At 65.8% G+C, this 22,931-nt stretch carries 22 protein-coding genes; 12 read left to right on the forward strand and 10 right to left on the reverse strand.

The window, feature by feature from the left end; genetic code table 11:
* Positions 1–317: 317 nt before the first annotated feature.
* From AC5RT3_RS14840 to AC5RT3_RS14855, 4 genes are all read right to left on the reverse strand, one after another.
* On the reverse strand, positions 318–833 hold the full coding sequence (locus AC5RT3_RS14840; protein WP_494124556.1) for a hypothetical protein: 516 nt from the start codon (positions 831–833) through the stop codon (positions 318–320).
* A gap of 356 nt (positions 834–1,189) precedes the next feature.
* On the reverse strand, positions 1,190–1,888 hold the full coding sequence (locus AC5RT3_RS14845) for an SMI1/KNR4 family protein (RefSeq protein WP_494124557.1): 699 nt from the start codon (positions 1,886–1,888) through the stop codon (positions 1,190–1,192).
* A 179-nt stretch (positions 1,889–2,067) separates the two neighbouring features.
* Positions 2,068–2,697, reverse strand: coding sequence for a DUF4166 domain-containing protein (locus AC5RT3_RS14850; RefSeq protein WP_494124558.1), 630 nt, complete (start codon positions 2,695–2,697; stop codon positions 2,068–2,070).
* A 911-nt stretch (positions 2,698–3,608) separates the two neighbouring features.
* Entirely contained in the window at positions 3,609–4,100 is a 492-nt protein-coding gene (locus AC5RT3_RS14855; RefSeq protein ID WP_494124559.1) for a hypothetical protein, read from the reverse strand.
* Positions 4,101–4,145: 45 nt separating this feature from the next.
* On the opposite strand from AC5RT3_RS14855, the gene AC5RT3_RS14860 reads away from it, so the two are divergent.
* Entirely contained in the window at positions 4,146–5,078 is a 933-nt protein-coding gene (locus AC5RT3_RS14860; RefSeq protein WP_494124560.1) for an alpha/beta fold hydrolase, read from the forward strand.
* A 165-nt stretch (positions 5,079–5,243) separates the two neighbouring features.
* Positions 5,244–6,842 carry an ABC-F family ATP-binding cassette domain-containing protein gene (locus AC5RT3_RS14865; protein WP_494124561.1) on the forward strand — a complete coding sequence of 533 codons (1,599 nt, stop codon included), beginning with the start codon at positions 5,244–5,246 and terminating at the stop codon, positions 6,840–6,842.
* Between the two features lie 431 nt (positions 6,843–7,273).
* On the opposite strand, the gene AC5RT3_RS14870 is transcribed toward AC5RT3_RS14865, so the two are convergent.
* Genes AC5RT3_RS14870 through AC5RT3_RS14880 form a run of 3 tightly spaced genes read right to left on the reverse strand, consistent with a single transcriptional unit; the run spans position 7,274 to position 8,841 of the window.
* Positions 7,274–8,143: an SURF1 family cytochrome oxidase biogenesis protein gene (locus AC5RT3_RS14870; protein WP_494124562.1), complete on the reverse strand. Its 870-nt coding sequence runs from the start codon at positions 8,141–8,143 to the stop codon at positions 7,274–7,276.
* Entirely contained in the window at positions 8,144–8,413 is a 270-nt protein-coding gene (locus AC5RT3_RS14875) for a hypothetical protein (RefSeq protein ID WP_494124563.1), read from the reverse strand.
* Positions 8,410–8,841, reverse strand: coding sequence for a DUF3099 domain-containing protein (locus tag AC5RT3_RS14880; RefSeq protein WP_494124564.1), 432 nt, complete (start codon positions 8,839–8,841; stop codon positions 8,410–8,412). Before AC5RT3_RS14880 ends, AC5RT3_RS14875 begins: the two co-directional genes overlap by 4 nt.
* 152 nt (positions 8,842–8,993) lie before the next feature.
* Between AC5RT3_RS14880 and AC5RT3_RS14885 the strand changes: the two genes are divergently transcribed.
* Both AC5RT3_RS14885 and AC5RT3_RS14890 read left to right on the forward strand, forming a co-directional pair.
* A complete protein-coding gene (locus AC5RT3_RS14885) occupies positions 8,994–9,719 on the forward strand; it encodes a beta-ketoacyl-ACP reductase (protein ID WP_009358277.1) in 726 nt (241 codons plus the stop codon).
* A gap of 128 nt (positions 9,720–9,847) precedes the next feature.
* Positions 9,848–10,603, forward strand: a complete 756-nt coding sequence (locus AC5RT3_RS14890) for an SDR family oxidoreductase (RefSeq protein WP_494009122.1) — start codon at positions 9,848–9,850, stop codon at positions 10,601–10,603.
* 74 nt (positions 10,604–10,677) lie between these two features.
* On the opposite strand, the gene serB is transcribed toward AC5RT3_RS14890, so the two are convergent.
* Positions 10,678–11,571, reverse strand: coding sequence for a phosphoserine phosphatase SerB (gene serB / locus AC5RT3_RS14895; protein ID WP_494052311.1), 894 nt, complete (start codon positions 11,569–11,571; stop codon positions 10,678–10,680).
* Between the two features lie 147 nt (positions 11,572–11,718).
* Between serB and AC5RT3_RS14900 the strand changes: the two genes are divergently transcribed.
* The 5 genes from AC5RT3_RS14900 to lplAB all read left to right on the forward strand — a co-directional run bounded on the left by AC5RT3_RS14900 (position 11,719) and on the right by lplAB (position 15,703).
* Positions 11,719–12,504, forward strand: coding sequence for an ABC transporter ATP-binding protein (locus tag AC5RT3_RS14900; protein ID WP_494052312.1), 786 nt, complete (start codon positions 11,719–11,721; stop codon positions 12,502–12,504).
* A gap of 15 nt (positions 12,505–12,519) precedes the next feature.
* Positions 12,520–13,305, forward strand: coding sequence for a sulfite exporter TauE/SafE family protein (locus tag AC5RT3_RS14905; RefSeq protein WP_494052313.1), 786 nt, complete (start codon positions 12,520–12,522; stop codon positions 13,303–13,305).
* A 7-nt stretch (positions 13,306–13,312) separates the two neighbouring features.
* On the forward strand, positions 13,313–14,122 hold the full coding sequence (locus tag AC5RT3_RS14910) for a TrmH family RNA methyltransferase (RefSeq protein ID WP_494124565.1): 810 nt from the start codon (positions 13,313–13,315) through the stop codon (positions 14,120–14,122).
* A gap of 136 nt (positions 14,123–14,258) precedes the next feature.
* A complete protein-coding gene (locus AC5RT3_RS14915) occupies positions 14,259–14,516 on the forward strand; it encodes a type B 50S ribosomal protein L31 (RefSeq protein ID WP_066275740.1) in 258 nt (85 codons plus the stop codon).
* A gap of 95 nt (positions 14,517–14,611) precedes the next feature.
* Positions 14,612–15,703, forward strand: coding sequence for a lipoate-protein ligase LplAB (gene lplAB / locus AC5RT3_RS14920; RefSeq protein WP_494052315.1), 1,092 nt, complete (start codon positions 14,612–14,614; stop codon positions 15,701–15,703).
* On the opposite strand, the gene pepN is transcribed toward lplAB, so the two are convergent.
* On the reverse strand, positions 15,704–18,334 hold the full coding sequence (gene pepN, locus AC5RT3_RS14925) for an aminopeptidase N (protein WP_494124566.1): 2,631 nt from the start codon (positions 18,332–18,334) through the stop codon (positions 15,704–15,706). It lies immediately after the preceding gene.
* A gap of 32 nt (positions 18,335–18,366) precedes the next feature.
* Positions 18,367–19,416: a YeiH family protein gene (locus AC5RT3_RS14930; RefSeq protein WP_494124567.1), complete on the reverse strand. Its 1,050-nt coding sequence runs from the start codon at positions 19,414–19,416 to the stop codon at positions 18,367–18,369.
* Between the two features lie 112 nt (positions 19,417–19,528).
* Here AC5RT3_RS14930 and AC5RT3_RS14935 point away from each other — a divergent pair, with 112 nt between their 5' ends.
* Genes AC5RT3_RS14935 through AC5RT3_RS14945 form a run of 3 tightly spaced genes read left to right on the forward strand, consistent with a single transcriptional unit; the run spans position 19,529 to position 22,920 of the window.
* On the forward strand, positions 19,529–21,085 hold the full coding sequence (locus AC5RT3_RS14935) for a circularly permuted type 2 ATP-grasp protein (RefSeq protein WP_494124568.1): 1,557 nt from the start codon (positions 19,529–19,531) through the stop codon (positions 21,083–21,085).
* Positions 21,086–21,145: 60 nt separating this feature from the next.
* Positions 21,146–22,072 (forward strand): alpha-E domain-containing protein, encoded by a 927-nt coding sequence (locus tag AC5RT3_RS14940; RefSeq protein WP_009358288.1) that lies wholly within the window; start codon positions 21,146–21,148, stop codon positions 22,070–22,072.
* Positions 22,069–22,920, forward strand: a complete 852-nt coding sequence (locus AC5RT3_RS14945) for a transglutaminase family protein (protein WP_494009145.1) — start codon at positions 22,069–22,071, stop codon at positions 22,918–22,920. Before AC5RT3_RS14940 ends, AC5RT3_RS14945 begins: the two co-directional genes overlap by 4 nt.
* Positions 22,921–22,931: the final 11 nt, after the last annotated feature.

Genomic DNA, 22,931 nt, shown 5'->3' on the forward strand with positions numbered 1-22,931 from the left:
TGGCTGCAACCAGCCAGAACCAAAACAACCAGCGCGGCGGGACCTCCCGGCTCTTCATGTTCCCCGTTGCCGAAGCATAATCCCGCCCTAATCAGAATGCACTAAATCTGAAAAACCTGTGCGCCGTTAAAGGTGCAGGAATAATCATCACGGTTTCAACCCGTCCCATAGAAGGTTTCCCCTATCGCCCCCTGGGGAAGGATTGTTCCACTGTCCGTGCGAGGAACCTACCCGCGCGCCGGAAATTGCGTAGGAGAAACACAATCCCCACCATCAAGACGCAGATGAAAGCTGCAAAGACCCATCCGAATGGTTCGTCACGCTGGACCTGACGGACAGCTTGGGGGATGAAGAGCAAGGGATAGAACGGCATTAGGAGCAGTTGTGTCGCGAGGGCCTTGCGCATCTGTACGGCCGCGCCACGGGTTACCGTAAGTTGCTCCGGAATGATTGCTGCCTTGCCTGCTATCTGGCGGCGAATTTGCTTTTCGTTCCTCGCCCGTCAGTGAAAGCGTCACGTCGACCTTTCCGTACTCGGCGGCTGGCACTACCTTCTTCGAGTTGTAGACAAGGCCTCCGACGAGGAGGCCCAACCCGGCGAGCATGACGCCAAACAGTAGGTAGGACGGCCAGGCGGCTAAAGAGCCTTGGAACGTCAGGACCGCGCTTACGGTGCCGATTCCAGCCAGGACGACCACTCCGGCTGGCACGAAGCGGATGTAGTAGTTCTTCACGGCTTCCCCCAGGCCGTTGTCCGCCAACCCCTGGGCCCTCCTGTCGGCCTTAGCCCAACGTTCGTTGGACTCCGCCACAGGACCTTCAATTCCGCCCATCGTTCCGTTCCTCTACGTGGAGGCTGCGCTGTTCGAAAAGCGTAGCGGGCATTTCGGCGAGATTAGGTCCACTGTGAGCAATCGAAGGTAGAAATCACTTCCTCGCCTAAAGAGATAAGACCGGACGTCACGCCGGAAACGGCCTCTTCACGCGACTGCGCCATTGAATCTTTATGGGCGTCAACGTTCCGGGCAAGGTCAAATATCTTCGATCTGGGCATATCGGTCCGCGTTGTGCACGCAAAGTAGACGGCCATCGTCAGAGTATTGCAGTCCTTTCACTATCGGCTTGGGGTTGCACCAGATCCAGGGCGCGCTATGGACCGAGCATATGTCAGCAAGCGTCCCGTCCAGGGTTACGGTAACTGCAATTCCCAATGCAGAATGCCGTCTGTCACCGCGGGCCGTGAGGAGAAGACTGCCTGTCCTGTGCGCAGGCTGGTGAGCGTCTCATGAAGCAGCATTTCAGTGGACGGCCAGATGGCCGGGCGCCAATCGGCCGCGTCCTTGAAATACTTGCTGACGCAGCCGTGCTTCCTCCCTGATCTGAGATCGACGAACAAATAGTCGCCGGCGTTGTTGTCTGCGATGGGCAGGAATGGGGCGGTAAAGATCCAGGCGCGGGTACCTGCCTGGTCAGCTTCAGCACTTGCTGGGTCGTAGGGTTTGTGGGGTTCTGGCGTGGGGACCCTGCTGTGGGCTTCGCTGACCGCCCGTAGGTTTAGGTGCAGCGGGGAGCTTTGCTGCCGTTCAAATGCTTCGTTCATCTGGGCCCCGACTTGGGCCCAGATGTCCAGCATCATTTGCCGGGTCTTCTTGGCTTCTTCTAAGGGCAGCGGCCGGTAGCGAGGGAAGATGTACCCGGCTGTTGATGGTTCCGTGCCGTCGAAGAGCCGGTACAGGATCGACAAGTCATTGGGCCACCCGTTTGGCGCGGCTGGTTCAAGTGGACGAATTAGAGGTTCCGGTGCCGGTGGTCGGATGGTTCTGGCAGTTACGGGTGCGTTGATGTTGAGCCAGCTGACGGTGTCTGTCCAGAGTTCTTGTGTCCCCATGCGGCGAATTTACGCTCTGTAGGTGCCGCTGGGCTACAGCCCTACCTAAGATGCCGTAGAGGAAGGCGCCTGCACGCCGGAGTCGGCGCAATACGCTAGCTAACCTTCTGCGAATGCCCCGTTCAGCTTTACTTCTTACTTGCGCCCCGCGGCTTTGATGGACGCGCTGTCAGCCAGCTCTACTGGCGGCTTTCTTCCCTGAGCGGCCTCAGGTGCCGTGGAATCTCTTCATTTGCCAGGTTGGGGAACGTGCACGTGAACTCGCCCCGGTACCCGAACAGGAACCCCGCTACCGGGTTCCGCACCTGCATTTGGATGGTGTAAACGCCACGCTCATCATCAAAGCCTTCGTAGAGGTCTGCGGTACCCGTGAGGACCGCGGGAAAGGTGAAGCCCACGAAGCCTTCGTAGAACCGCTGGGCCGTGGACTGCAGATGCAAGGAGCCGTCAGCCGTAACCTCCAGGTTGAGATCGGTGGCCAAATGCTGGTGCGTTCCAAGGTAATCCACAATAGATCCACGCTGGGGGCTGTAAATCATGGTGGCATCGAAGCGGCGTCTCTTGGACCGGGGCAGTTCGAGGGTCCTCACGAAGGTAACCGTTGGCCTGCCGAGGCCGTCAATATAGGGATAGTTCTCGATCGTGAAGGGGATGTCACGGCCTTGGTCGGGAAAGAGGATGTTGCGGTAGGCGCCCAGTCGGAGGAATGGAACTGTCCACCATGCGCCACGGCGGACTTCGGAGAAAACCCCACGCCCCACGCAGGCATATCCGCTGTCGACATCCACACCGAAGCGCTTTTGCAACATAGGGTGCAATTTCTGAAAGTCCCGGCCCAGTGCCAGCTGAAAAATCGAGGTCACAGCTATTCCTCCCTCATCCCTGATTCGCTGGGGATGTCCGTGACGAGGGTGCCGGCAGCCCGCTCAGGGCCGATGGGGCACGTCCAGAGCGGGCATCCGGAGCCGCCCGGCGGCAACGTAGCGCCCGAGGCACTGTTCGGTGCGCCGGGAGAGCGGTGAGCGTCAATAGCGCTGCAGCACCCATAAAGGCCCAGGCTGCATTCCTGCCGAGAAGGGCTTTTCGGAGCAGCACTCCGGCGACCAAGACACTTGCGGCTCTCGCTGCGCCGTCCATGATCCAGCGGTTCCGGGCATCGCCGGGATCGAGCTCCGACTCCGCCCAGAGCCGCAGGCGGTCAAAGCTGAGGGCAGTGGCCCATCCCAAAGCGGGTCGGATCAGCCCGGCGTCGAGGGCGCTACCGACCATTCCCATTCCCGGCCGGTAGTTGTAGCCGGTGATGAACCGCACCCCAGTATCTGTGGGGATGTAGCGCCAGTACCCCGATCCTGCCCCGATGGGAGACAAGGAGTCCGACGTATCAAACTTGAGCACCGAAGTTGCCTGTCCATCCTTGCGATAGCGGTGCCCCAAAGATGTCCCGGTCCCGCGGATGGTGTGCAACGGCAGCCGGAACTCGTAGCGAAAATGAACGGCCCCTTCTCGTCGCCGGTCATCGGAACAATGCGGGAAAAACGCAGGTCCCAGCGGGGATGGAGTGCCGGGTCCTGGCTTAACGTCCACACCAGGTCCATTGAGGCCCGAATGCCAATTTCAACGTAGATTGGCCTGAGCTTCCCCGGGCCTTCCCGCATTATGTTTTTCCCCATTTGAGAAGCATAAAAGGCAGTCCAGACGAGACAAGCGGGACATGGCCCAGTTAGGGCGTGATCGTCAGAGTTTCCATAGGCGTTGCGCAAGAAGCACGTAAAAGATCTGCAGCCCCGCCCACCCTGTTGTTCTTGCCTGAGTCATCGCACCAGTCGATCGCGTAGGGCACGGCGGTCACTGTCGCCTCGCCAACAGGCATGTCTGCAGGAACCGTGAAAACATACGAAAACTCTCCGGCGTCGGTCATCGGATCTGTTGTATTTATGACTTCAACCCCTTCAGCGTCGGTGATGATGATCTGAATCCGGGCATCAGTTCCATACCGCGGATTACACTTTGCTGCGGGTGCGGAGACGATTACGCTCGCTCCCGGCTGCGCGCTGTCGGGAGCAACCGTGTAGGCCGGCGGGAAGCATGGAGGCTCGCCGGTGGTGGAGGGACTGCAGGCGCCGGCGGATCCCATCACGGCGCCGCCCAGAACCGCGGCAACGAAGACGGAACGCATTCCCGCCGGCAAGGCCGGACGGAATGACAGCTTCATCTCCCCAGTGTGGGGCAGACGGAACGACGGGAAAAGGGCTGAACGATGCATACAGACAGCGGCTGGGTGGATGTGCCCCACGCCAGGATCTATTGGGAAGCCACGGGAAATCCTGACGGCATTCCTGTTCTTTACCTGCACGGCGGGCCGGGTTCTTCACTCGGCCAGGGCGGCTACCGGAAACGCCACGACCCGCGCCGCTTCCGCACGGTAGGACTGGACCAGCGCGGCTGCGGCCGCAGCACTCCGGCGGCCTACGAAGACCTCGACCACCTGCACGAAAACACAACCCAGTCCCTGATTGAGGACATCGAGGCGGTCAGGGAGCACCTGGGCATAGAACAGTGGATTGTCACCGGCGCATCCTGGGGCAGCACACTGGCCCTTGCCTACGCGCTGGAGCACCCCGGACGCGTCCTCGGCATCGCCCTGGTGGCGGTGACGACAACCAGCCGGGAAGAGATCACCTGGATCACGGAAGACGTGGGGCGGGTCTTTCCCGAAGCGTGGGCGGACTTCGCCGAGGCCGCGCACGCGGCACCAGGCGAACGCCTCGTCGAGGCCTACGCCCGCCGGCTGGCGGGACGGGACAGCGACGACGCGCGGCTGGCCGCCGCCTCCTGGGATCGCTGGGAATCGACCCACATTTCGCTGGACCCCCACTGGCTGCCGGGCCAGCGGTTTGACGACGAGGGGGAGCGGATGACGTTCGCGCTCCTGGTCACGCACTACTGGGCCAATGACGGCTTCCTGGCGGACGGCCAGGAGATCATGGCCCGCGCGCACCGGCTCAACGGCGTCCCCGGGCATCTGATCCACGGCCGGCGGGACATCAGCTGCCCCGCCGTCACCGCGTGGCGGCTGCACCGCCGCTGGGCATCAAGCCGGCTGGTCATCGTCGAGGAGGAGGGGCACGGCGGCCCGGTGTCGATGGCCGCACTCACGCAGGCAGTCGAGGACATTGCCGCAACGCTGTGAGCCAACCGCCCGGCAAACACGGAAGGGCAGCCAACCCAGGCAAGGTCCCGAACGGGTTGAACCGGGCGGTAGACTTGTACGGGCCGTTCTCCGGCCATTCTGCCCCGCGTCCTCCTGATCCTCCCGAGGTTGGGGCGTTCCCTGTTGTGAAAGGCCTTACCTGCTGTGATTACCGTCCAGGACCTCGAACTGCGCGCCGGCGCCCGGCTCCTCATGGACCAGGTGAGCTTCCGCATCGACAAGGGCGACAAAATCGGCCTGGTGGGCCGAAACGGCGCCGGGAAAACAACCCTGACCCGCGTCCTGGCGGGGGAGGGCCTGCCGGCGGCAGGCAAGGTCACCCGCAGCGGCGAAATCGGCTACCTGCCGCAGGACCCGCGGACCCCGGACATGGAGCAGCTCGCGCGGGACCGCATCCTGTCCGCCCGCGGCCTGGACGTCGTCGTCGGCAAGCTCAAGAAGGCACAGGCCGACATGGCGAGCGAGGACGCTGAAGTCCAGCGCAAAGCCATGGCACGTTACGACCGGCTGGAGGCCGAGTTCCTTTCCGGCGGCGGCTACGCCGCTGAAGCCGAAGCGGCGGCCATCTCCTCCAACCTTGCGCTGCCCGAACGGATCCTCAATCAGCCGCTCAGGACCCTTTCCGGCGGCCAGCGGCGCCGCGTGGAACTGGCCCGGATCCTCTACTCCGGCGCCGAAACCATGCTCCTCGACGAGCCCACCAACCACTTGGATGCCGACTCCATCTCCTGGCTCCGCGACTTCCTCAAGAACCACCAGGGCGGCCTGATCGTCATCAGCCACGACGTCGAACTGCTCGAGGCCACGGTCAACAAGGTGTACCACCTGGACGCCAACCGCGCCCAGATCGACTTCTACAACATGGGCTGGAAGCGCTACCTGCAGCAGCGCGAAACGGACGAGCGTGCCCGCAAGCGCGAACGCGCCAACGCCGAAAAGAAAGCCCAGGTCCTGATGGACCAGGCCAACAAAATGCGTGCCAAGGCCACCAAGGCGGTGGCCGCGCAGAACATGGCCAAGCGTGCCGAGCGGCTCCTCAGCGGCCTGGAGGCAGTCCGCGAGCATGACCGCGTGGCAGCGCTCCGCTTCCCGGATCCCTCGCCGTGCGGCAAGACCCCGCTCACGGCCGAAGGGCTCAGCAAGTCCTACGGATCGCTGGAAATCTTCACCGACGTGGACCTCGCCATCGACCGCGGCTCCAAGGTGGTCATCCTGGGCCTCAACGGCGCCGGCAAGACCACGCTGCTGCGGATGCTCGCCGGCGTGGACCAGCCGGACACGGGCGACATCGTCCCCGGCCACGGCCTCAAGGTGGGCTACTACGCCCAGGAACACGAAACCCTGGACCACGACCGCACGGTCCTGGAGAACATGCGCTCGGCCGCGCCGGACATGAAGGACGCCGAGGTCCGCGGCATCCTGGGATCATTCCTGTTCTCCGGGGACGACGTAGACAAGCCCGCCGGCGTGCTCTCCGGCGGTGAGAAGACGCGCCTGGCCCTGGCCACCATCGTGGCCTCCAGCGCCAACGTCCTCCTCCTCGACGAACCGACCAACAACCTGGACCCCGCCAGCCGCGCCGAAATCCTCGGCGCCCTGCGGAACTACACGGGCGCCGTCGTCCTGGTCAGCCACGACGAGGGTGCGGTGGAAGCCCTCAACCCCGAGCGTGTGGTGCTGCTGCCGGACGGCGTCGAGGACCTCTGGAACGAGGACTACCTCGACCTGATCACGCTGGCCTGACTCTTCCGACAACGGCTGGTTGCGTCCGCGTCCCCGGCCGGACGATTTGCCGCTTGCTGGCTCGTTCCTCGCCTCTGACGCAAGCTACACAAATCACCCGGCCGCTGACGCTAGTGAGCATGTACCGACTGTGCCGCGCACCTTCCGGAGAGTTCTCCGGATTGCGGCGTTTAGAGCCGCCTGCGTCCTGGAGAATCTCCACCTTGCAAGTGAGCCGAACGGACGGCGGGGAGGCGTGCGCTGCTGCCGTGGCCGCGTATAGCCGACTTAAGTCGCTGTTGGCACAAGCGAGGCGGCGTGGGTGATTTCTGTAGCGTGCGTCAAAGCGAGGAACGAGCAGCACGCGGGAAATTACGCACGCTGCATCGCGGACGCAACCACGACGGAGACGGACGGACTGAACGCATCCGCCGTCGTCGTGCTCCGCCGGGTCAGTACCCCTGCGCGTCCAGGAGCGCGTCTTCCTCTTCCTCCGACGTCGCCTTCTTCCGCTTCCGCGGGGCGGAGGGACGACGGCGGGCGGACGCGGCGGAATGGACGGTTCCGTCATCCAGGGCGTCATCCTCGGCGTCGATGGCCGCGTTGCGCGCCTGCTGCCGCGCGGCGTAACCGAAGCCCACGAACATCAGGATGCCGAAGGCGAACCACTGCAGCGAGTAAGAAAGGTGCGTGCCTTCCTCGGTGGACGGCTTCGGGAAGGCGGCCGGCATTTCCGCCGCCGGCGGCGTCTCGGACGCGAGCTGACCGTACGCGCCCGTCAGCAGGGGATAGCCGAGTTCCTTGGAATAGGCGGCCAGGTCGATGGACGCCAGCTGGCCTTCCGGTGCCCCGCGCTGCAGTTCGGGTTCCGGATGCTTCAACCGCACGACGGCGGTGACGTCACCGGCGGGCGGCGCCGGCACCGAATCCGGGCTGCCCGGGTTCTTGTTGCCGATGGGGAGCCAGCCGCGGTCCACCACCACGGTTTCGCCGGACTCCAGCCGGAACGGGACCACAACCTCGTAGCCGGGCTGCCCGTTCAGGGGACGGTTCCGCACAATGCGCTGGCCCGCCACGTCATAGGAGCCCTTCAGCTCCACCTGGGTCCACTCCTTGGCCGGATCCAGGCGGGTGAACTGGTCGCGTGCCTGGTCGAAGGGAATGGGGGTGGCGGAGTAGTTGGTCACCACGCGGTCGATCTCGGCGAGCGTCTCCGCCCGGCGGTCCATCTGCCAGCGGCCCAGGAACACGCAGGCGGTGGCAAAGATCGCGGCCAGCAGGAGATAGCCCAGCCACTTGCTGGAAAAAAGGAAACGGTACATTCAGCTTTCCTGCTCCCAGGCGCTGTCCGGGGAACGGGCGTCGAGCGGGAGGGTTTCCTTCCACAGCCCGCGCGTCTGCAGGTAGTCCTCCAGCCAGTCCCGGTGCTCTGCGCAGGCCAGCCAGATCTTGCGCCGCTCAGGGGTATGGATCTTCGGGTTGTTCCACAGGAGCTGCCAGGAGGCGCCGGACCGGCACGCTTTGCGGGAGCAGATTGCCCTTGTTTCGGCCACTGCAGGATCGGTCCCTGCGGCAAAGTCGAAGATGCTCATGATGCCTGCCGCTCCTCCCCGGGTTCGGTCCCGTCGTCGTTGATCAACTCGCCCTGCAGTACCTCGCCGCCGGGACCGTCGTCGCGGGCGGGCTGCACCGGGCTCTCTATTTCCGCCAGGGGAGCGGAGTCCAGCAGCGAATCGCTGTGCGCCTCGGCTTTGTCGCTCCCATTCGCGATGACCACCGCGATCCACGGCAGGAACACGGCGCCGGCAACCATGATGATCTTGAACCAGCCGTCCACCACGAAGATCAGGATCAGGCACACCATGCGGATGCCCATGGCCAGGGCGTACTGGATCATGCGTCTGTGCATGTCCTCGGAATGGGCTCCCGCGGCATCCGTAATGCTGTGGACCTCCGAGTCACCGGAGAACCTCCCGGGTTCTCCGGCCGCGGTCTGTCCCGCATGGTTTTCAAGGGTCACGGTGGCTTATCACGCTCCAAAGGCTTGCATCAATTCTCTCACCATCGGCAGTGCCACCCAAACCCGCGCCGGAGCTGGCGATAAGATCGTAGGCAGTCCATCCCACCTTTGCTACCGCGGCGCAGCGTGCCGCAGAATTCCGGAGTGTCTTAATGACTGAAGCAGTTTCCGCCCCCCGCAGCGTCCTCATCACCGGCGGCAACCGCGGCATCGGCCTGGCCATCGCCGAGGCATTCCTGGCCAACGGGGACAAGGTTGCCGTGACCTACCGCAGCGAGTCACAGCTGCCGGACGGAATCCTTGGCGTGAAGGCGGACGTCACTGACGAGGCATCCGTGGACGCAGCCTTCAAGGAGGTCGAAGCCGCCCACGGCCCCGTTGAGGTTCTGGTGGCCAACGCCGGCATCACCAAGGACACGCTGCTGCTGCGCATGAGCGAGGACGACTTCACGTCCGTCATCGACACCAACCTCACCGGTGCTTTCCGTGTGATCAAGCGCGCCTCCAAGGGCATGATCCGCCTCCGCAAGGGCCGTGTTGTCCTCATCTCGTCCGTCTCCGGCCTCTACGGCGCCCCAGGCCAGATCAACTACTCCGCCTCCAAGGCAGGCCTGGTGGGCATCGCCCGCTCCCTGACCCGCGAGCTCGGGTCCCGTGGCATCACCGCCAACGTGGTGGCCCCAGGCTTCATCAACACGGACATGACCGCCGAGCTCCCCGAAGCCACCCAGAAGGACTACCTGGCCAGCATCCCGGCGGGCCGGTTCGCCGAGGCGTCCGAGGTAGCCAACGTGGTCCGCTGGATCTCCAGCGACGAGGCCGCCTACATCTCCGGCGCGGTCATCCCGGTGGACGGCGGCCTGGGGATGGGCCACTGACCCCTCCCGTCAAACTAGCCCTGCGGGGCTTCTTTGTGGGACCCGGACAACGGAATCGGCACCGGCCGCTGGCATGATGGACAGCAGGCCTTCATGGATTTAGACGTATCGAACAAAAAGGAGCCCCTGTGGGACTGCTGGACAACAAGACCGCCATCGTCACCGGATCATCGCGCGGCATCGGTGCTGAGGTAGCCAAGATCCTCGCCGGCGAGGGCGCCGCCGTCGTGGTGAACTACCGCCAGAAGGCGCCCCGCGCCAACAAGGTGGTCCAGGGGATCGAGGCCGACGGCGGGCGCGCCGTGGCCGTGGGCGCGGACCTCACCACCCAGGAAGGCGTCCAGGCCCTGGCTTCCGCGGCGATGGAGAACTTCGGTTCCCTGGACATCCTGGTCCTCAACGCCTCCGGCGGCATGGAAACCGGCATGGGTGAGGACTACGCGCTCAAGCTGAACCGCGACGCCCAGCTGAACATGCTCAACGCCGCGGTGCCGCTGATGAAGGAAGGCTCCCGCGTGGTCTTCGTGACCAGCCACCAGGCGCACTTCATCAACAGCGTCCCCACCATGCCCGCCTACGAGCCCGTGGCCCGCAGCAAGCGTGCCGGCGAGGACGCCCTGCGCGAGCTCATCCCCAGCCTGGCTGAGAAGGGCATCTCCCTGGTGGTGGTGTCCGGTGACATGATCGAGGGCACCGTCACCGCCACGCTGCTGGACCGCTCCACGCCCGGCGCCATCGAGGCCCGCCGCGCAGAGGCCGGCAAGCTGTACTCCGTGGAGGAGTTCGCGCAGGTGGTGGCAGGAATGGCGACCGCCGACGTCGAATCCGGCCACACCGAGTACGCCGGCGGCGCAGATTACTTCGGCAAGGGCGCGCAGCAGTAGCCCAACGAGCCAAAGAAGAAGGAGTCCGGTGCACCCGCACCGGCTCCTTCTTCTCTTGCGTTATTGAAAGACGTTCAGACGCCGGCGACGTGCCGGACCGCGTCGAGGTACGGCATGTTGACCGCGGCGTCCGCCACCGCCCGGACGGCGGGTTTGGCGTTGAAGGCCACACCGATGCCGGCCGCCCCCAGCATGTCCAGGTCGTTGGCGCCGTCGCCCACGGCCACCGTGTGCTCCAGGGCAATGCCCTCGGCGGCCGCCCATTCGCGCAGGTATTTCTCCTTGGCAGCGCGGTCCACCACGGCACCCAGCACTTTGCCGGTCAGCACGCCGTCAACGATTTCCAGCTCGTTCGCCTGCCAGTAGTCCAGGCCCAATTCCTCAGCGATCGGCTGCAGGATCTGGTTAAAGCCGCCGGACACCACGGCCACCACATGCCCTGCCGCCTTGAACGCGGCCACGAGCTCGGCGGCCCCTTCGCTGAGTTTCACTTCCTGCCGGACGGAAAGGACAACGTCGGCCGGCAGCCCCGCCAGTACGGCCACGCGGGCGTGCAGGCTTTGGGTGAAGTCCAGTTCGCCCCGCATGGCGGCTTCAGTTACGGCGGCCACCTCTTCGAATTTGCCGGCATACGCTGCGAGGAGCTCGATAACCTCCTGCTGGATCAGGGTGGAATCCACATCCATGATCAGCAGCTTGCGCGGGGCGGACCGCAGGCCGACAGGAACAAGGGCGGTGTCCTGGCCTTCGATGCCGGCTTCGGCCACGGTCCGGCGGAGGGCGGCGAGGCCGGCGGCGGTGGCATCCGGAAGGGCCAGTTCCGCCACCTGCACGCGGTAACGCTCGTCACCCAGGGAGTCTTCCCGCAGCACTGCGGCGCCGGCCGCGGCCAGAACGGAACGCAGCTGCTCCAGCCCGTTTGGAGTCATATTTTGGCCATAGCTGACCGCAGTCACGTTCGAAGTCATGCCTGCAATCTTATCGAGCCGCTGCCGGGTCCTTTGCATTCATTGCGCACACTCCCGCAACTGCGCAATCCCGGTGGTGGACGCGGTGTTTCGGCACCCGGCCACCGGTTATCAGTCGGCCTCTTTTTTGTCCTAGTGTCTACTCCTATGAGTGATGTTCTGGAATTGTCTTCCGTCAGTGTTGTCCGAGGTAAGAAAACCCTGCTGGACAAGATTGACTGGGAAGTCAATGAAGGCGAACGCTGGGTCATCCTGGGCCCCAACGGTGCCGGAAAGACCACCCTCCTGCAGATCGCAGCCGCACGGCTCCACCCCAGCAGCGGAACCGCCGGCATCCTGGACGAGACCCTGGGCCGCGTTGATGTGTTCGAGCTCCGCCCCCGCATCGGCCTTTCCTCGGCAGCCCTCGCCACCCAGATCCCCGAACACGAGAACGTCCTCAACGTTGTGGTGACCGCCGCCTACGGCGTCACCGGGCGCTGGCGGGAAGGCTACGAGCGGGACGATGAACGCCGCGCCTTCCGCTTGCTGAACGAGTGGGGGATGGGCCCGCTGCTGAACCGGACCTTTGCCACCCTGTCCGAAGGCGAACGCAAGCGCGTCCAGATCGCCCGTGCCCTCATGACGGACCCCGAACTGCTGCTGCTCGACGAGCCTGCCGCCGGTCTGGACCTCGGCGGCCGCGAGGAGCTGGTGCACAAGCTCGGCGAACTGGCCAGCGACGAGGCGGCGCCGGCGATGGTCCTGGTGACCCACCACCTGGAGGAAGTCCCGCCAGGCTTCACACATGCCATGCTCCTGCGTGACGGCGGCGTGGTTGCCGCAGGCCCGATCACCGAAGTGCTCACCGATGAGCACCTCAGCACCACGTTCGGACTCGACCTTGATGTCATGGAGAGCGCGGGCCGTTACACCGCCACCGCGCGCCGCTAAGCGGCAAACATCACGTTGGACCTGCTCAGCAGCATCCTTGTGTCCGTTGCCGGCCTCTGGGCCGGCACCATCAATGCGGTGGTGGGTTCCGGCACGCTGGTGACGTTCCCGGTGCTCATCGCACTGGGCATCACACCGGTGGTCGCTTCCATGAGCAACGCCATGGGGCTTGTGGCCGGCGGCGCCGCGGGAGCCTTCGGATACCGGCGGGAATTGAAGGGCCGCGGCCGGCAGCTGATGCGGCTCCTGCCGGCGTCGCTGCTGGGCGGCGTTTCAGGCGCCTGGCTGCTCCTGCACTTGCCGGAACAGGTCTTCCACTACGCCGCCCCTGTGCTGATTGTCCTGGCACTCCTGATGGTGGTGTTCCAGCCCCGCCTGCAAGCCTGGGTCCGGTCCCGTGAAGAGAATCCCGAGCACGCAGTGCGGGACAAACAGCACGGTGTCCTTCTAGTGGCGCTGGTTTACCTTGCCGGGGTTTACGGCGGCTACTTCGTGGCGGCGCAGGGAATCCTGCTGGTGGGGATCCTGGGTGTCTTCCTCACCGGCACCATGCAGAACGCCAACGCCATGAAGAACATCCTGGTGCTGGGCGTCAACCTGGTGGCCGCCGTCTCCTACCTGCTCTTTGCCTTCGACCGGATCAACTGGCTGGTGGTGCTGCTGATTGCCGTCAGCTCAAGCATTGGCGGTCTTCTCGGGGCGAAGATAGGCCGCCGGCTCGCACCGACAGTGCTGCGCGCCGTGATCCTGGTCCTGGGCCTGGTGGCACTGGGATTCCTGATCGCGAATCTCCTGAAATAATCGCCCGGTGACAATCCACTATCTTGAGTCCGCGGACGATCCCCGGGTGTCCGACTACACGCAGCTCACCGACGTCCACCTGCGCAAGCTCCGCGAGCCGGCGGAGGGCATGTACATCGCCGAATCATCCCGCGTCCTCCGCCGTGCCCTCGCCGCCGGCCACCAGCCGCGGTCTTTCTTCCTGGCCGAGAAGTGGCTTGAGGACCTGCAAGACGTCCTTGACGCCTACCCCGGCGTCCCGGCCTTCATCGGCAAGGCGGCGCTGCTCGAGGAAATCACCGGCTTCCACCTGCACCGGGGCGCCATGGCCGCCATGCACCGTCCGGCCCCAGTCCCGCTGCCTGAACTCCTCGCAGGCGCCCGGCGGGTTGCCGTGCTGGAGGACATCGTGGACCACACCAACGTGGGCGCCATCTTCCGGTCCGCCGCCGCCCTGGACATCGACGCCGTCCTGGTCTCGCCGCGGTGCGGGGACCCCCTCTACCGCAGGAGTGTCAGGGTCAGCATGGGGACGGTGTTCCAGGTTCCCTGGGCCCGGCTGGACAGCTGGCCGCAGGACCTCCAGGTCCTCAGGGACCACGGCTTCGAAGTGGCCGCCCTGGAGCTCACGGCGGATGCCCAGGACGTAGACGTTGTGGCGGCGCGGAACCCGGACAGGCTCGCCCTGGTGCTCGGCACCGAAGGCGCCGGAATGAGCGCGGTGACGCTTGCCGCCGTCGACCTCGCCGTGAAGATCCCCATGCGGAACGGGGTGGATTCGCTCAACGTCGCTGCGGCGTCGGCCGTGGCCTTCTGGGAGCTGCGGGCACGCACGTAGCCGGTTCGTCAGCACCACTGACGTCCGGTATGATTGATAGCTGGTTGTCCTGCCGATTCCGTTTCGGCCCCGGCAGGAACCATCCCATTCATACCTGGCAGCTGGCAAAATCCAGCGCGTGAACAAAGGTCCCATTATGAAGTCTGATATCCACCCGAAGTACGAAGCTGTTGTTTTCAACGACCTGGCTTCCGGCACGAAGTTCCTGACCAAGTCCACCGTTTCTTCCTCGAAGACCATCGAGTGGGAAGACGGCAACACCTACCCGGTCATCGACGTCGAAATCTCCTCCGAGTCCCACCCGTTCTACACGGGCAAGCAGCGCATCATGGACTCCGCCGGCCGCGTCGAGCGCTTCAACGCTCGCTTCAAGGGCTTCGGCGGCAAGAAGTAATTCTTCCTCCAAGCTTCTTCGGAAGGCCCGCACCGGCAACGGTGCGGGCCTTCCTGCTTTAACACCGGAGGCCCATCTGCGGCAGGATGGAGGACATGAGCCAGCACCCCCTTCCGCATCCTGATTCCAGCAACAACCTGCACGGCGAGTACAAGGTGCCGGGCGGGAAACTGGTGGTGGCGGACCTGTCGGTGGCAGACGGGCGCCTGGTGGACGTCTCCATCAGCGGCGACTTCTTCCTGGAACCGGACGAGGCCCTGCTGGCCATTAACCGTGCGCTGACCGGCCTGCCTGAAACCACGCCTGCCGCCGAGCTCGCCGCGGCCGTCACAGCAGCGCTTCCGGCGGAGGCAGCCCTGTTCGGCTTCTCCGCCGACGCCGTGGCCGTCACAGTGCGCCGGGCGCTGGCCAAGGCCACCTCCTGGACCGACCACCACTGGGACGTCATCCGGCCCACAGTCCTGCCCACCGAGATCAACGTTGCCCTGGACGAGGTCCTCACCGAGGAAGTCGGTGCCGGCCGGCGCAACCCCACCCTGCGGTTCTGGGACTGGCAGGAGCCGTCCGTGGTCATCGGCAGCTTCCAGTCCGTCCGGAACGAGGTGGACCCCGGAGGCGTGGCAAAGCACGGCATCAAGGTGGTCCGCCGGATCAGCGGCGGGGGAGCGATGTTCATGGAGGCCGGCAACTGCATCACGTACTCGCTGTACCTGCCGCAGACGCTCGTTGACGGGCTCAGCTTCGCCGACTCCTACCCCTTCCTGGACGCCTGGGTCATGGCAGCGCTGGAGAAGCTGGGCATCACGGCCTTCTACGTGCCGCTCAACGACATCGCCACGGACCAGGGGAAGATCGGCGGCGCGGCGCAGAAGCGGCTCGCCAACGGCGGCATGCTGCACCACGTCACCATGAGCTACGACATTGATGCGGACAAGATGGTGGAGGTACTCCGGATCGGCAAGGAGAAACTCTCGGACAAGGGGACCCGCAGCGCAAAGAAGCGCGTGGACCCGCTCCGCCGGCAGACCGGCCTGGCCCGGACGGCGATCATCGAGGCCATGGCGGAGGTGTTCACCGGGCGCTACGGGGCCACCACCTCAGCACTCACCGAGAATGAACTGTCCCTGGCCCGCGAGCGCGTGGCCACGAAGTTCGGCACCGAGGAATGGCTCCACCGGGTTCCCTAGTCAGCGGGATGGAACCACGACGGCGGCCTGTGCGGTGAGTGCCCGGAGCAGGTGGCTGCGCTGCTCCACGATGATGCGGCGCAGCGCCCGCGGGGCGTCGGCATGCGCAGCCAGCCATTCGTCGGTCCTGCGGAGCACCGGGTGGTCTGCAGGTTCCATGCCCTCCGCCAGGTCCTGGTTCAGGGGGAACAGGCCGCGGACAATCCTGCTGGCGATTTCGATGCTCCGCCCGTCCCACACGCCGCGCAGGCACTCAAAATACGGTTCCACGTACGGATCCAGGAGGCCGGCCGGGGCGGTGGTGAAGCCGCTGATGGTGGCGCTGAGCAGTTGGTTGGAGAGTGCGTTGCCGTGGACGGCTTCCTGCCATGCGGCGGCTTTGACGGCAGGGTCCGGCCGGGCGGCCACCGCTGTAGCGTGGCCGGCACGCCCGGAAGCGGTGGTGTCCCGCGCCAGTTCGGCATCGAGTTCGGCAAGGGTTGCCTGGCCGTTGGCGGCGAGTGCGTGCCATATATGCCAGCGCAGTTCGGCGTCCACCGCCAGGCCCTCGACGGGTGCCGAGCCGTCCAGCAGCCCGCGCAGGCGGGGGAGCAGGGCGGGGTCATGCCTGCTGAGCGTCCCCACCGTCCTGGCCCATGCCAGTTGGTGGTCGGACCCGGGGACGGCACGGTCCAGCTCAGCATTGACAGCCGCCAGGAACGGGGACCGTACGCCCTCCCGTCCGGCAGCGGGCGTGTAGCGTTCGACGGCGGTGCAGGCGTTTTCGAGGATGTTCAGCAGGACCCCGATCCCGGTTTCTGCGGGGCCGAACGCTGCCACCGCGTCCACGTAGTGTGCGGCCGGGCTTTCCCCGTCCCGGGCCGAATTCCACAGCGCCGTCCAGCACAGGGCCCGCGCCATGGGGTCGGTGATCCTGTCCAGTGACTCCAGGACAGTGTCCAGGGAGACCGGATCAAGCCGGACTTTGGCGTAGGTCAGGTCGTCGTCGTTGAGGAGCAGCAGCGCAGGCCGCGGCTTGCCCGCCAGTTCCGGAACGGGCGTCGAGGAGCCGTTGACGTCGGTTTCCACGCTTCCGGTGCGGACCAGGGCGCCGGAAGCGTCGAAATCGTACAGCCCCACCCGGAGCCGGTGCGGCCGGGGCTCGTCCCGTCCCGTGACCGGGTCCGCCGCCTCCTGGACGATAGCCGCACTGCCGATGGCGCCGTCGTCCGTTGCATCCGACGTGATGTCCAAGGCGAGGAGGGAGATGCCCGAGGTCTGGAGCCACTGCCGTGCCCAATCGCTCAGGTCCCGGCCGGAGGCGGCGCTGAGTGCCTCCAGGAGATCCGCCAGGGTGGTGTTGGAGTAGGCGTGCCTGCGGAAGTACTCCCGCGAGCCTGCGATGAAGGCGTCAAAACCCACGTACGCCACCAGCTGTTTGAGCACCGAGGCGCCCTTGGCGTAGGTGATGCCGTCGAAGTTCTGCTTGGCCGCTTCAAGGTCGGGGATGTCCGCCACGATGGGGTGCGTGGTGGGCAGCTGGTCTTGGACGTACGCCCAGGCCTTGCGCTTGTTGGCGAAGTTCACCCAGGCGCTATCCCAATTCGTGGCCCGGTCCACGCCCAGGGTGCCCATGTAGTCGGCGAAGGATTCCTTCAGCCACAGGTCGTCCCACCACTGCATGGTCAGCAGGTCGCCGAACCACATGTGCGCCATTTCGTGCAGAAGGGTGTTGGCGCGTCCCTGGTACTGGGCGTCGGTGGCGCGGGACGTGAACACGTAGCTGTCAGTGAAGGTGACCAGGCCGGGGTTCTCCATGGCGCCCAGGTTGTACTCCGGCACGAACGCCTGATCGTACTTGCCCCACGGGTAGGGGTAGGCGAAGAGCCGGTTGAAGAAGTCCAGCCCGTTTTTGGTCAGCCGGAACAGCTCGTCCGCATCGAAGGATTCCGCCATGGACGCCCGGCAGTAAAGGGCCAGCGGGACGTCCAGGGAGGACCCGTCGTCGAGCGTTGCCTGCCAGCGGTCCTCCGCCTTGAAATAGGGTCCGGCCAGCACGGTGGTGATGTAGGTGGACATCGGCTCCGTGGTGGCGAAGTCCCAGCGGGCGGTGGCGGGGTCACTGGTGAGCAGGGTGCGTGCCGTTTCCACCCCGTTGGATGCCACCTGCCAGTCCGCCGGCGCCATGACGTGGAACGTGAACGTGGCCTTGAGGTCGGGCTGCTCGAAGTTGGCGAAGACCCGCCTGGCGTCGGCCGGTTCGTACTGCGTGTACAGGTAGCACTGCCCGTCGGCGGGATCCACGAAGCGGTGCATCCCTTCGCCGGAGCGGCTGTACAGGGCGGTGCCCGTGACGGTGACCTGGTTCTCGAGCTGCAGGTTGTCCAGCCGGATCCGGGGCCCGTCCACCACGTCCTCCACCCGCAGGCCCTTGCCGTTGAGGAACACGCTGTGGACGCCGCCGCCGATGAAGTCCAGGAAAGTTGACGTGCCGGCCTCTGCGGCGGAGAAGGTGATGACGCTGCGGCTGGTGTAGCCCGGGACGTCCGGATCCGCCGCCTGCCGCACGTCCAGCGAAACGTCGTAGCTGGTGGTGGTGATCAGGGCTGACCGTGCGGCAGCCTCATCGCGCTGCAGATTCTGATTCGACACCCAGCTATCTAATCACGGTGCCGGGGCGCGGATCAGCGGGCAATCAGCAGGGCGGCAGCGAGTCCCAGGGCGGCAATCAGCAGCCACGACGCAAGGGCCGCCAGGAGCGCCCGCCCGCCGGTCAGGAGCAGGGTCCGGATCCGTACGGCCGAGCCCAGTCCGAACAGCGCCGCGCCCAGCAGGACATCCTGCAGCACCGCCCCCGCTTCCAGCCACTCACCGGATACCCAGCCCGTGGACCGGAGTCCCACCATCGCCACGAAGCCGAGCACGAACAGCGGCACCACCGGCGGCAGCTTGGCGTCCGTCCCGTCGCTGTCCGGGCGGACCGAGAAGCGCTGGTGCGTGCCGGCCATGGCGGCCACCGGTGCCAGCAGCAGGACCCGGGTGAGCTTGACGACGACGGCGATGCCCAGCGCCGCGGTGCCTGCGGTTTGCGCCGTGGCCACCACCTGGCCGACGTCGTGCACGGACGCGCCGGTCCAGGCGCCGAAGACGGGAGCGGTGAGCTGGAGCGGATGCACCAGCAGGGGCAGGACGCCGATGGCGAGCGTCCCGCACAGCGTCACCAGGGCCACCGGAAGGACAGTGTCCACATGCCGGATGCGCCGCACGGCGGCGATGGCGCCGATGGCTGAGGCGCCGCAGATCGAGAACCCGGTGGCCACCAGGAGCGCCGTCACGGGTGGCAGCCGGAAGAGCCGGGAAATCAGGTAGGTGCCGCCGAAGCTCGCCGCCACCACCCCGGTGATCAGGACCAGGGAAAGCCAGCCCAGCCCCAGGACGTCCATGACGCTGACCTTCAGCCCCAGCAGGACAATCCCGCCGCGCATCAGGTGCTTGCCGGCGAAATCAAGGCCCGGCCTTGCCCGTCCCGCGGTCCACACACCCGCCAGTGGAAGGTTCGCCGACAGGACTCCCAGCACCACGGCCATGGTCATCGCCGGCAGGACCGGAACCACCGCGTGGACCAGGAATGCGGCCACCAGGGCCACCGCGGCGGTGGCCAGCCCAGGGAGCAGCCGGTCAGCGCGGCGGGGCTGTCCCTCACCGGGCGCTGGATGGCTTCTGCTGACAGGCACCTCCCTACTGTGCCGGATGCGGCGCGGAAACAGCGAACCGGCGGCCACGGCCAACACGCCAAATGAAGGCCGGTTTATGAGTTCGAAACAAAAAGATGGTTGGCTATTGGGCATGCCAGACCTATTCCAGGAGTACTCCGAGGCCGCAGCCCGGACCGGAGCCTACGATGAGATGTTCGCCCCAGGCCAGCAGGCACGGGACTCGTACGGGCAGGTGGCAGACGCACTCCGTAAGCTCTCCCTGGCTGATGTCAGTGCCCGCGCCGACTCGATGGCGCGCACCTTCCTGGACCGTGGTGTCACCTTCGACTTCGCGGGGGAGGAGCGCCCCTTCCCGCTGGACATCGTGCCGCGGGTCATCCCCGCCGCCGAGTGGGATGTCCTGGAACGCGGCGTCGCGCAGCGCGTGCGCGCGCTGGAGGCGTTCCTCAACGACGTGTACGACAAGATGACCGTGGTGTCCGACGGCGTGATCCCCCGTCAGCTGGTGACCACCAGCGCGCACTTTCACCGGCAGGTCCACGGCTTCGAGCCCGCAGGCGGCGTCCGGGTGCATATCTCCGGTATCGACGTCGTGCGTGACGCTGCCGGGACGTTCCGGGTCCTGGAAGACAACGTTCGCGTCCCCTCGGGCGTCAGCTACGTCCTGGAAAACCGCCGCGCCATGGCCAAGGGCCTGCCGGAGGCGTTCGGCCAGCAGCTCATCCGCCCGGTGGAGGAGTACCCGCGCCGGCTCCTGTCGGCCCTGCGCAAAACGGCACCGGCCGGCGTCGACGACCCCACCGTGGTGGTCCTGACCCCCGGCGTGTTCAACAGCGCTTACTTCGAGCACACACTGCTCGCGGGCCTGATGGGCGTGGAGCTGGTGGAGGGCCGGGACCTGATCTGCCGCGGAAACCGTGTGTACATGCGCACCACCGCCGGTGAACAGCGCGTGGACGTCATCTACAAGCGGATCGACGACGACTTCCTGGACCCCCTGCAGTTCCGCGCCGATTCCATGCTCGGCTGCCCTGGCCTGGTCAACGCCGCCCGCGCCGGCGGGGTCACCATCGCCAACGCCGTGGGCAACGGCGTCGCGGACGACAAACTGGTTTACAGTTACGTTCCTGACCTGATCCGCTACTACCTCGGCGAGGAGCCCATCATCGCGAACGTTGACACGTTCCGCCTCGAGGAGAAGGAGGCCCGGGAGTACACCCTGGACAACCTTGCCGAGCTGGTGGTCAAGCCGGTGGACGGCTCCGGAGGCAAGGGCCTGGTGATCGGCCCGGACGCCTCCAAGGACGAGCTGGACGCGCTCCGGCAGCGGATCATCACCGATCCCCGCGGCTGGATCGCCCAGCCCGTGCTCCAGCTCTCCACCGTGCCCACCCTCAGCGGCGACAAGTTCGGTCCCCGCCACGTGGACCTGCGCCCCTTCGCAGTGAACGACGGCGACAACGTCTGGGTGCTGCCCGGCGGGCTCACCCGGGTGGCGCTGAAGGAAGGGTCGCTGATCGTGAATTCCAGCCAGGGCGGCGGCTCCAAGGACACCTGGGTCCTGGCCGATTCGCCGCAGATGCCGGTGGAAACCGTTCCCCGGCCGTCCATCTCGGTGCGCGAGCGGGTTTCCGTGTGGCCGGTGGAAAGCAACTGGCGCGACCGCCAGTCGGAGCAGCAGCAGTGAGCCGGGATGCAACCCGGCAGAAGTCTTTTCCCTTTTCGGGCCCGCAGGAGGTAGCCGCGAATGCTTAGCCGAATTGCCGAATCCCTGTTCTGGATCGGCCGCTACGTGGAGCGTGCGGACGGCACCGCACGCATCCTGGACGTCCACCTGGAGCGGCTGAACCACCTGCCCATGGAAGAACGCAAGAGCGTGGCTCAGGAACTCCTGGCCGTCATGGGCGCCCGGCCGCAGAACGAGGACTTCGGGCTGCCGGAACTCCTGCACGCCCTGGCGTATGACAAGACCAGCGCCACGTCCATCGCCGGCTCCCTCGGGGCTGCCCGCGAGAACGCACGGCGTGCCCGCGAAACAGTGTCCTCCGGCCTTTGGGAAAGCCTCAACACCACGTATTACGGTTTGAGCCAGCACCGCAAGGACGTGGTGGGCACTTACCGGTTCTGCAACTGGACGCTGGAACGCACCGCCATGGTCAGCGGCCTGGCGGACACCACCGTGAGCCATGACGAGAGCTGGCTGTTCCTGGTGCTCGGCCGCTCCCTGGAACGCGCGGACATGACCGCCCGGATGCTGTCCACCCGGGATGTGCTGTCCGCAGGCATGTCCTGGGTGAACATGCTCCGCTGCGCGGGCGCCTACGAGTCCTTCCTCCGGACCCGCCGGGCGGCCTTCGGCGACCAGCACGCGGCCGAGTTCCTGCTGCTGGATCGGCTGTTCCCCCGCTCCATCGTCTATGCCCTGCGCGACGCCGACGAATGCTTGGCCAAACTCGATCCTTCCGCACAGCGGGTGGGCTTCATCAACGATGCCCGCCGCATCGTTGGCCAGGCCCGCACGTTCCTTGAGTTCCACCGCACCGACGACCTCATGTCCGAGCTGCCCGAACACATGGAGCGCGTGCAGAAGGCAGTGTCCCAGGCTTCGGACGCCATTTCCCGTAAGTACTTCAATCAGGCGGACGAACTGGCCTGGGTGGGAGAAGTTTCATGACCCGGCTGAGCATCGCCCACAAGACGGCGTACAAGTACAACAAGCGCGTCACCCTGTCCTACAACGAGGCCAGGATGACGCCGTTAACGGACTCCCAGCAGGTGGTTCTGGAATCGGTGGTGAAGGTCTCGCCGTCGCAGGCGGCCGTCAGCACCTACCGCGACTACTGGGGCACCAGGGTCACGGCCTTCGACATGCAGATGCCGCATGAGCACCTGGAGGTGGTCTCCAACATCACCGTCGAGGTGCACCGGGCCGAGAAGATCCCGTCCGAGGCGGACATCGTGGGCTGGGACGTCCTCGCGTCGCCGGAAACCCTGAACACGTTCAGCGACTGGCTGCCGCAGTCCCGGCTCAGCGGCCCCGGTGGGGAGGTCCTGGGAATCATCCCGCAGGTGGTTGCCGGCAAGAACCCGCACGAGGCCGCCATGGCGATTTTTGCGTGGATGCGCGGCGAGATGACGTACATGTCCGGTTCCACCGGCGTCACCACCAACGCAGAAGAGGCCTGGGGCCAGCGCCAGGGCGTCTGCCAGGACTTGGCCCACCTTGCGATCGGGGCGCTGCGCAGCTGCGGCATACCGGCCCGCTACGTCTCCGGCTACCTGCACCCGCGCTCCAGCGCCGGCATCGGGGAAACTGTCGCCGGACAGTCCCACGCCTGGCTGGAGTGGTGGGACGGGGAGTGGCGGAGCTGGGATCCCACCAACCACAAGCCCGCCGGCGATTTCCACGTCACGGTGGCACGGGGGCGGGACTACCGCGACGTCTCCCCGCTCAAGGGCATCCTGTCCGGCGGCGGCGGTTCGGCCCTGAGCGTGAGCGTGGAGATCACCCAGCTCGCCTGACCACGCCCGCG

Source organism: Arthrobacter sp. Y3221159 (genome assembly GCF_059089885.1).

Bases quoted from the DNA above. Each gene is read 5' to 3' on its own strand.
- AC5RT3_RS14845 (WP_494124557.1), bottom strand. From the start codon at position 1,888: ATGGGGACACAAGAACTCTGGACAGACACCGTCAGCTGGCTCAACATC.
- AC5RT3_RS14840 (WP_494124556.1), bottom strand. From the start codon at position 833: ATGGGCGGAATTGAAGGTCCTGTGGCGGAGTCCAACGAACGTTGGGCT.
- AC5RT3_RS14885 (WP_009358277.1), top strand. From the start codon at position 8,994: ATGACTGAAGCAGTTTCCGCCCCCCGCAGCGTCCTCATCACCGGCGGC.
- AC5RT3_RS14935 (WP_494124568.1), top strand. From the start codon at position 19,529: ATGCCAGACCTATTCCAGGAGTACTCCGAGGCCGCAGCCCGGACCGGA.
- AC5RT3_RS14940 (WP_009358288.1), top strand. From the start codon at position 21,146: ATGCTTAGCCGAATTGCCGAATCCCTGTTCTGGATCGGCCGCTACGTG.
- AC5RT3_RS14915 (WP_066275740.1), top strand. From the start codon at position 14,259: ATGAAGTCTGATATCCACCCGAAGTACGAAGCTGTTGTTTTCAACGAC.
- lplAB (WP_494052315.1), top strand. From the start codon at position 14,612: ATGAGCCAGCACCCCCTTCCGCATCCTGATTCCAGCAACAACCTGCAC.
- AC5RT3_RS14860 (WP_494124560.1), top strand. From the start codon at position 4,146: ATGCATACAGACAGCGGCTGGGTGGATGTGCCCCACGCCAGGATCTAT.
- AC5RT3_RS14875 (WP_494124563.1), bottom strand. From the start codon at position 8,413: ATGAGCATCTTCGACTTTGCCGCAGGGACCGATCCTGCAGTGGCCGAA.
- AC5RT3_RS14855 (WP_494124559.1), bottom strand. From the start codon at position 4,100: ATGAAGCTGTCATTCCGTCCGGCCTTGCCGGCGGGAATGCGTTCCGTC.
- AC5RT3_RS14850 (WP_494124558.1), bottom strand. From the start codon at position 2,697: ATGTTGCAAAAGCGCTTCGGTGTGGATGTCGACAGCGGATATGCCTGC.
- AC5RT3_RS14945 (WP_494009145.1), top strand. From the start codon at position 22,069: ATGACCCGGCTGAGCATCGCCCACAAGACGGCGTACAAGTACAACAAG.
- AC5RT3_RS14870 (WP_494124562.1), bottom strand. From the start codon at position 8,143: ATGTACCGTTTCCTTTTTTCCAGCAAGTGGCTGGGCTATCTCCTGCTG.
- AC5RT3_RS14900 (WP_494052312.1), top strand. From the start codon at position 11,719: ATGAGTGATGTTCTGGAATTGTCTTCCGTCAGTGTTGTCCGAGGTAAG.
- serB (WP_494052311.1), bottom strand. From the start codon at position 11,571: ATGACTTCGAACGTGACTGCGGTCAGCTATGGCCAAAATATGACTCCA.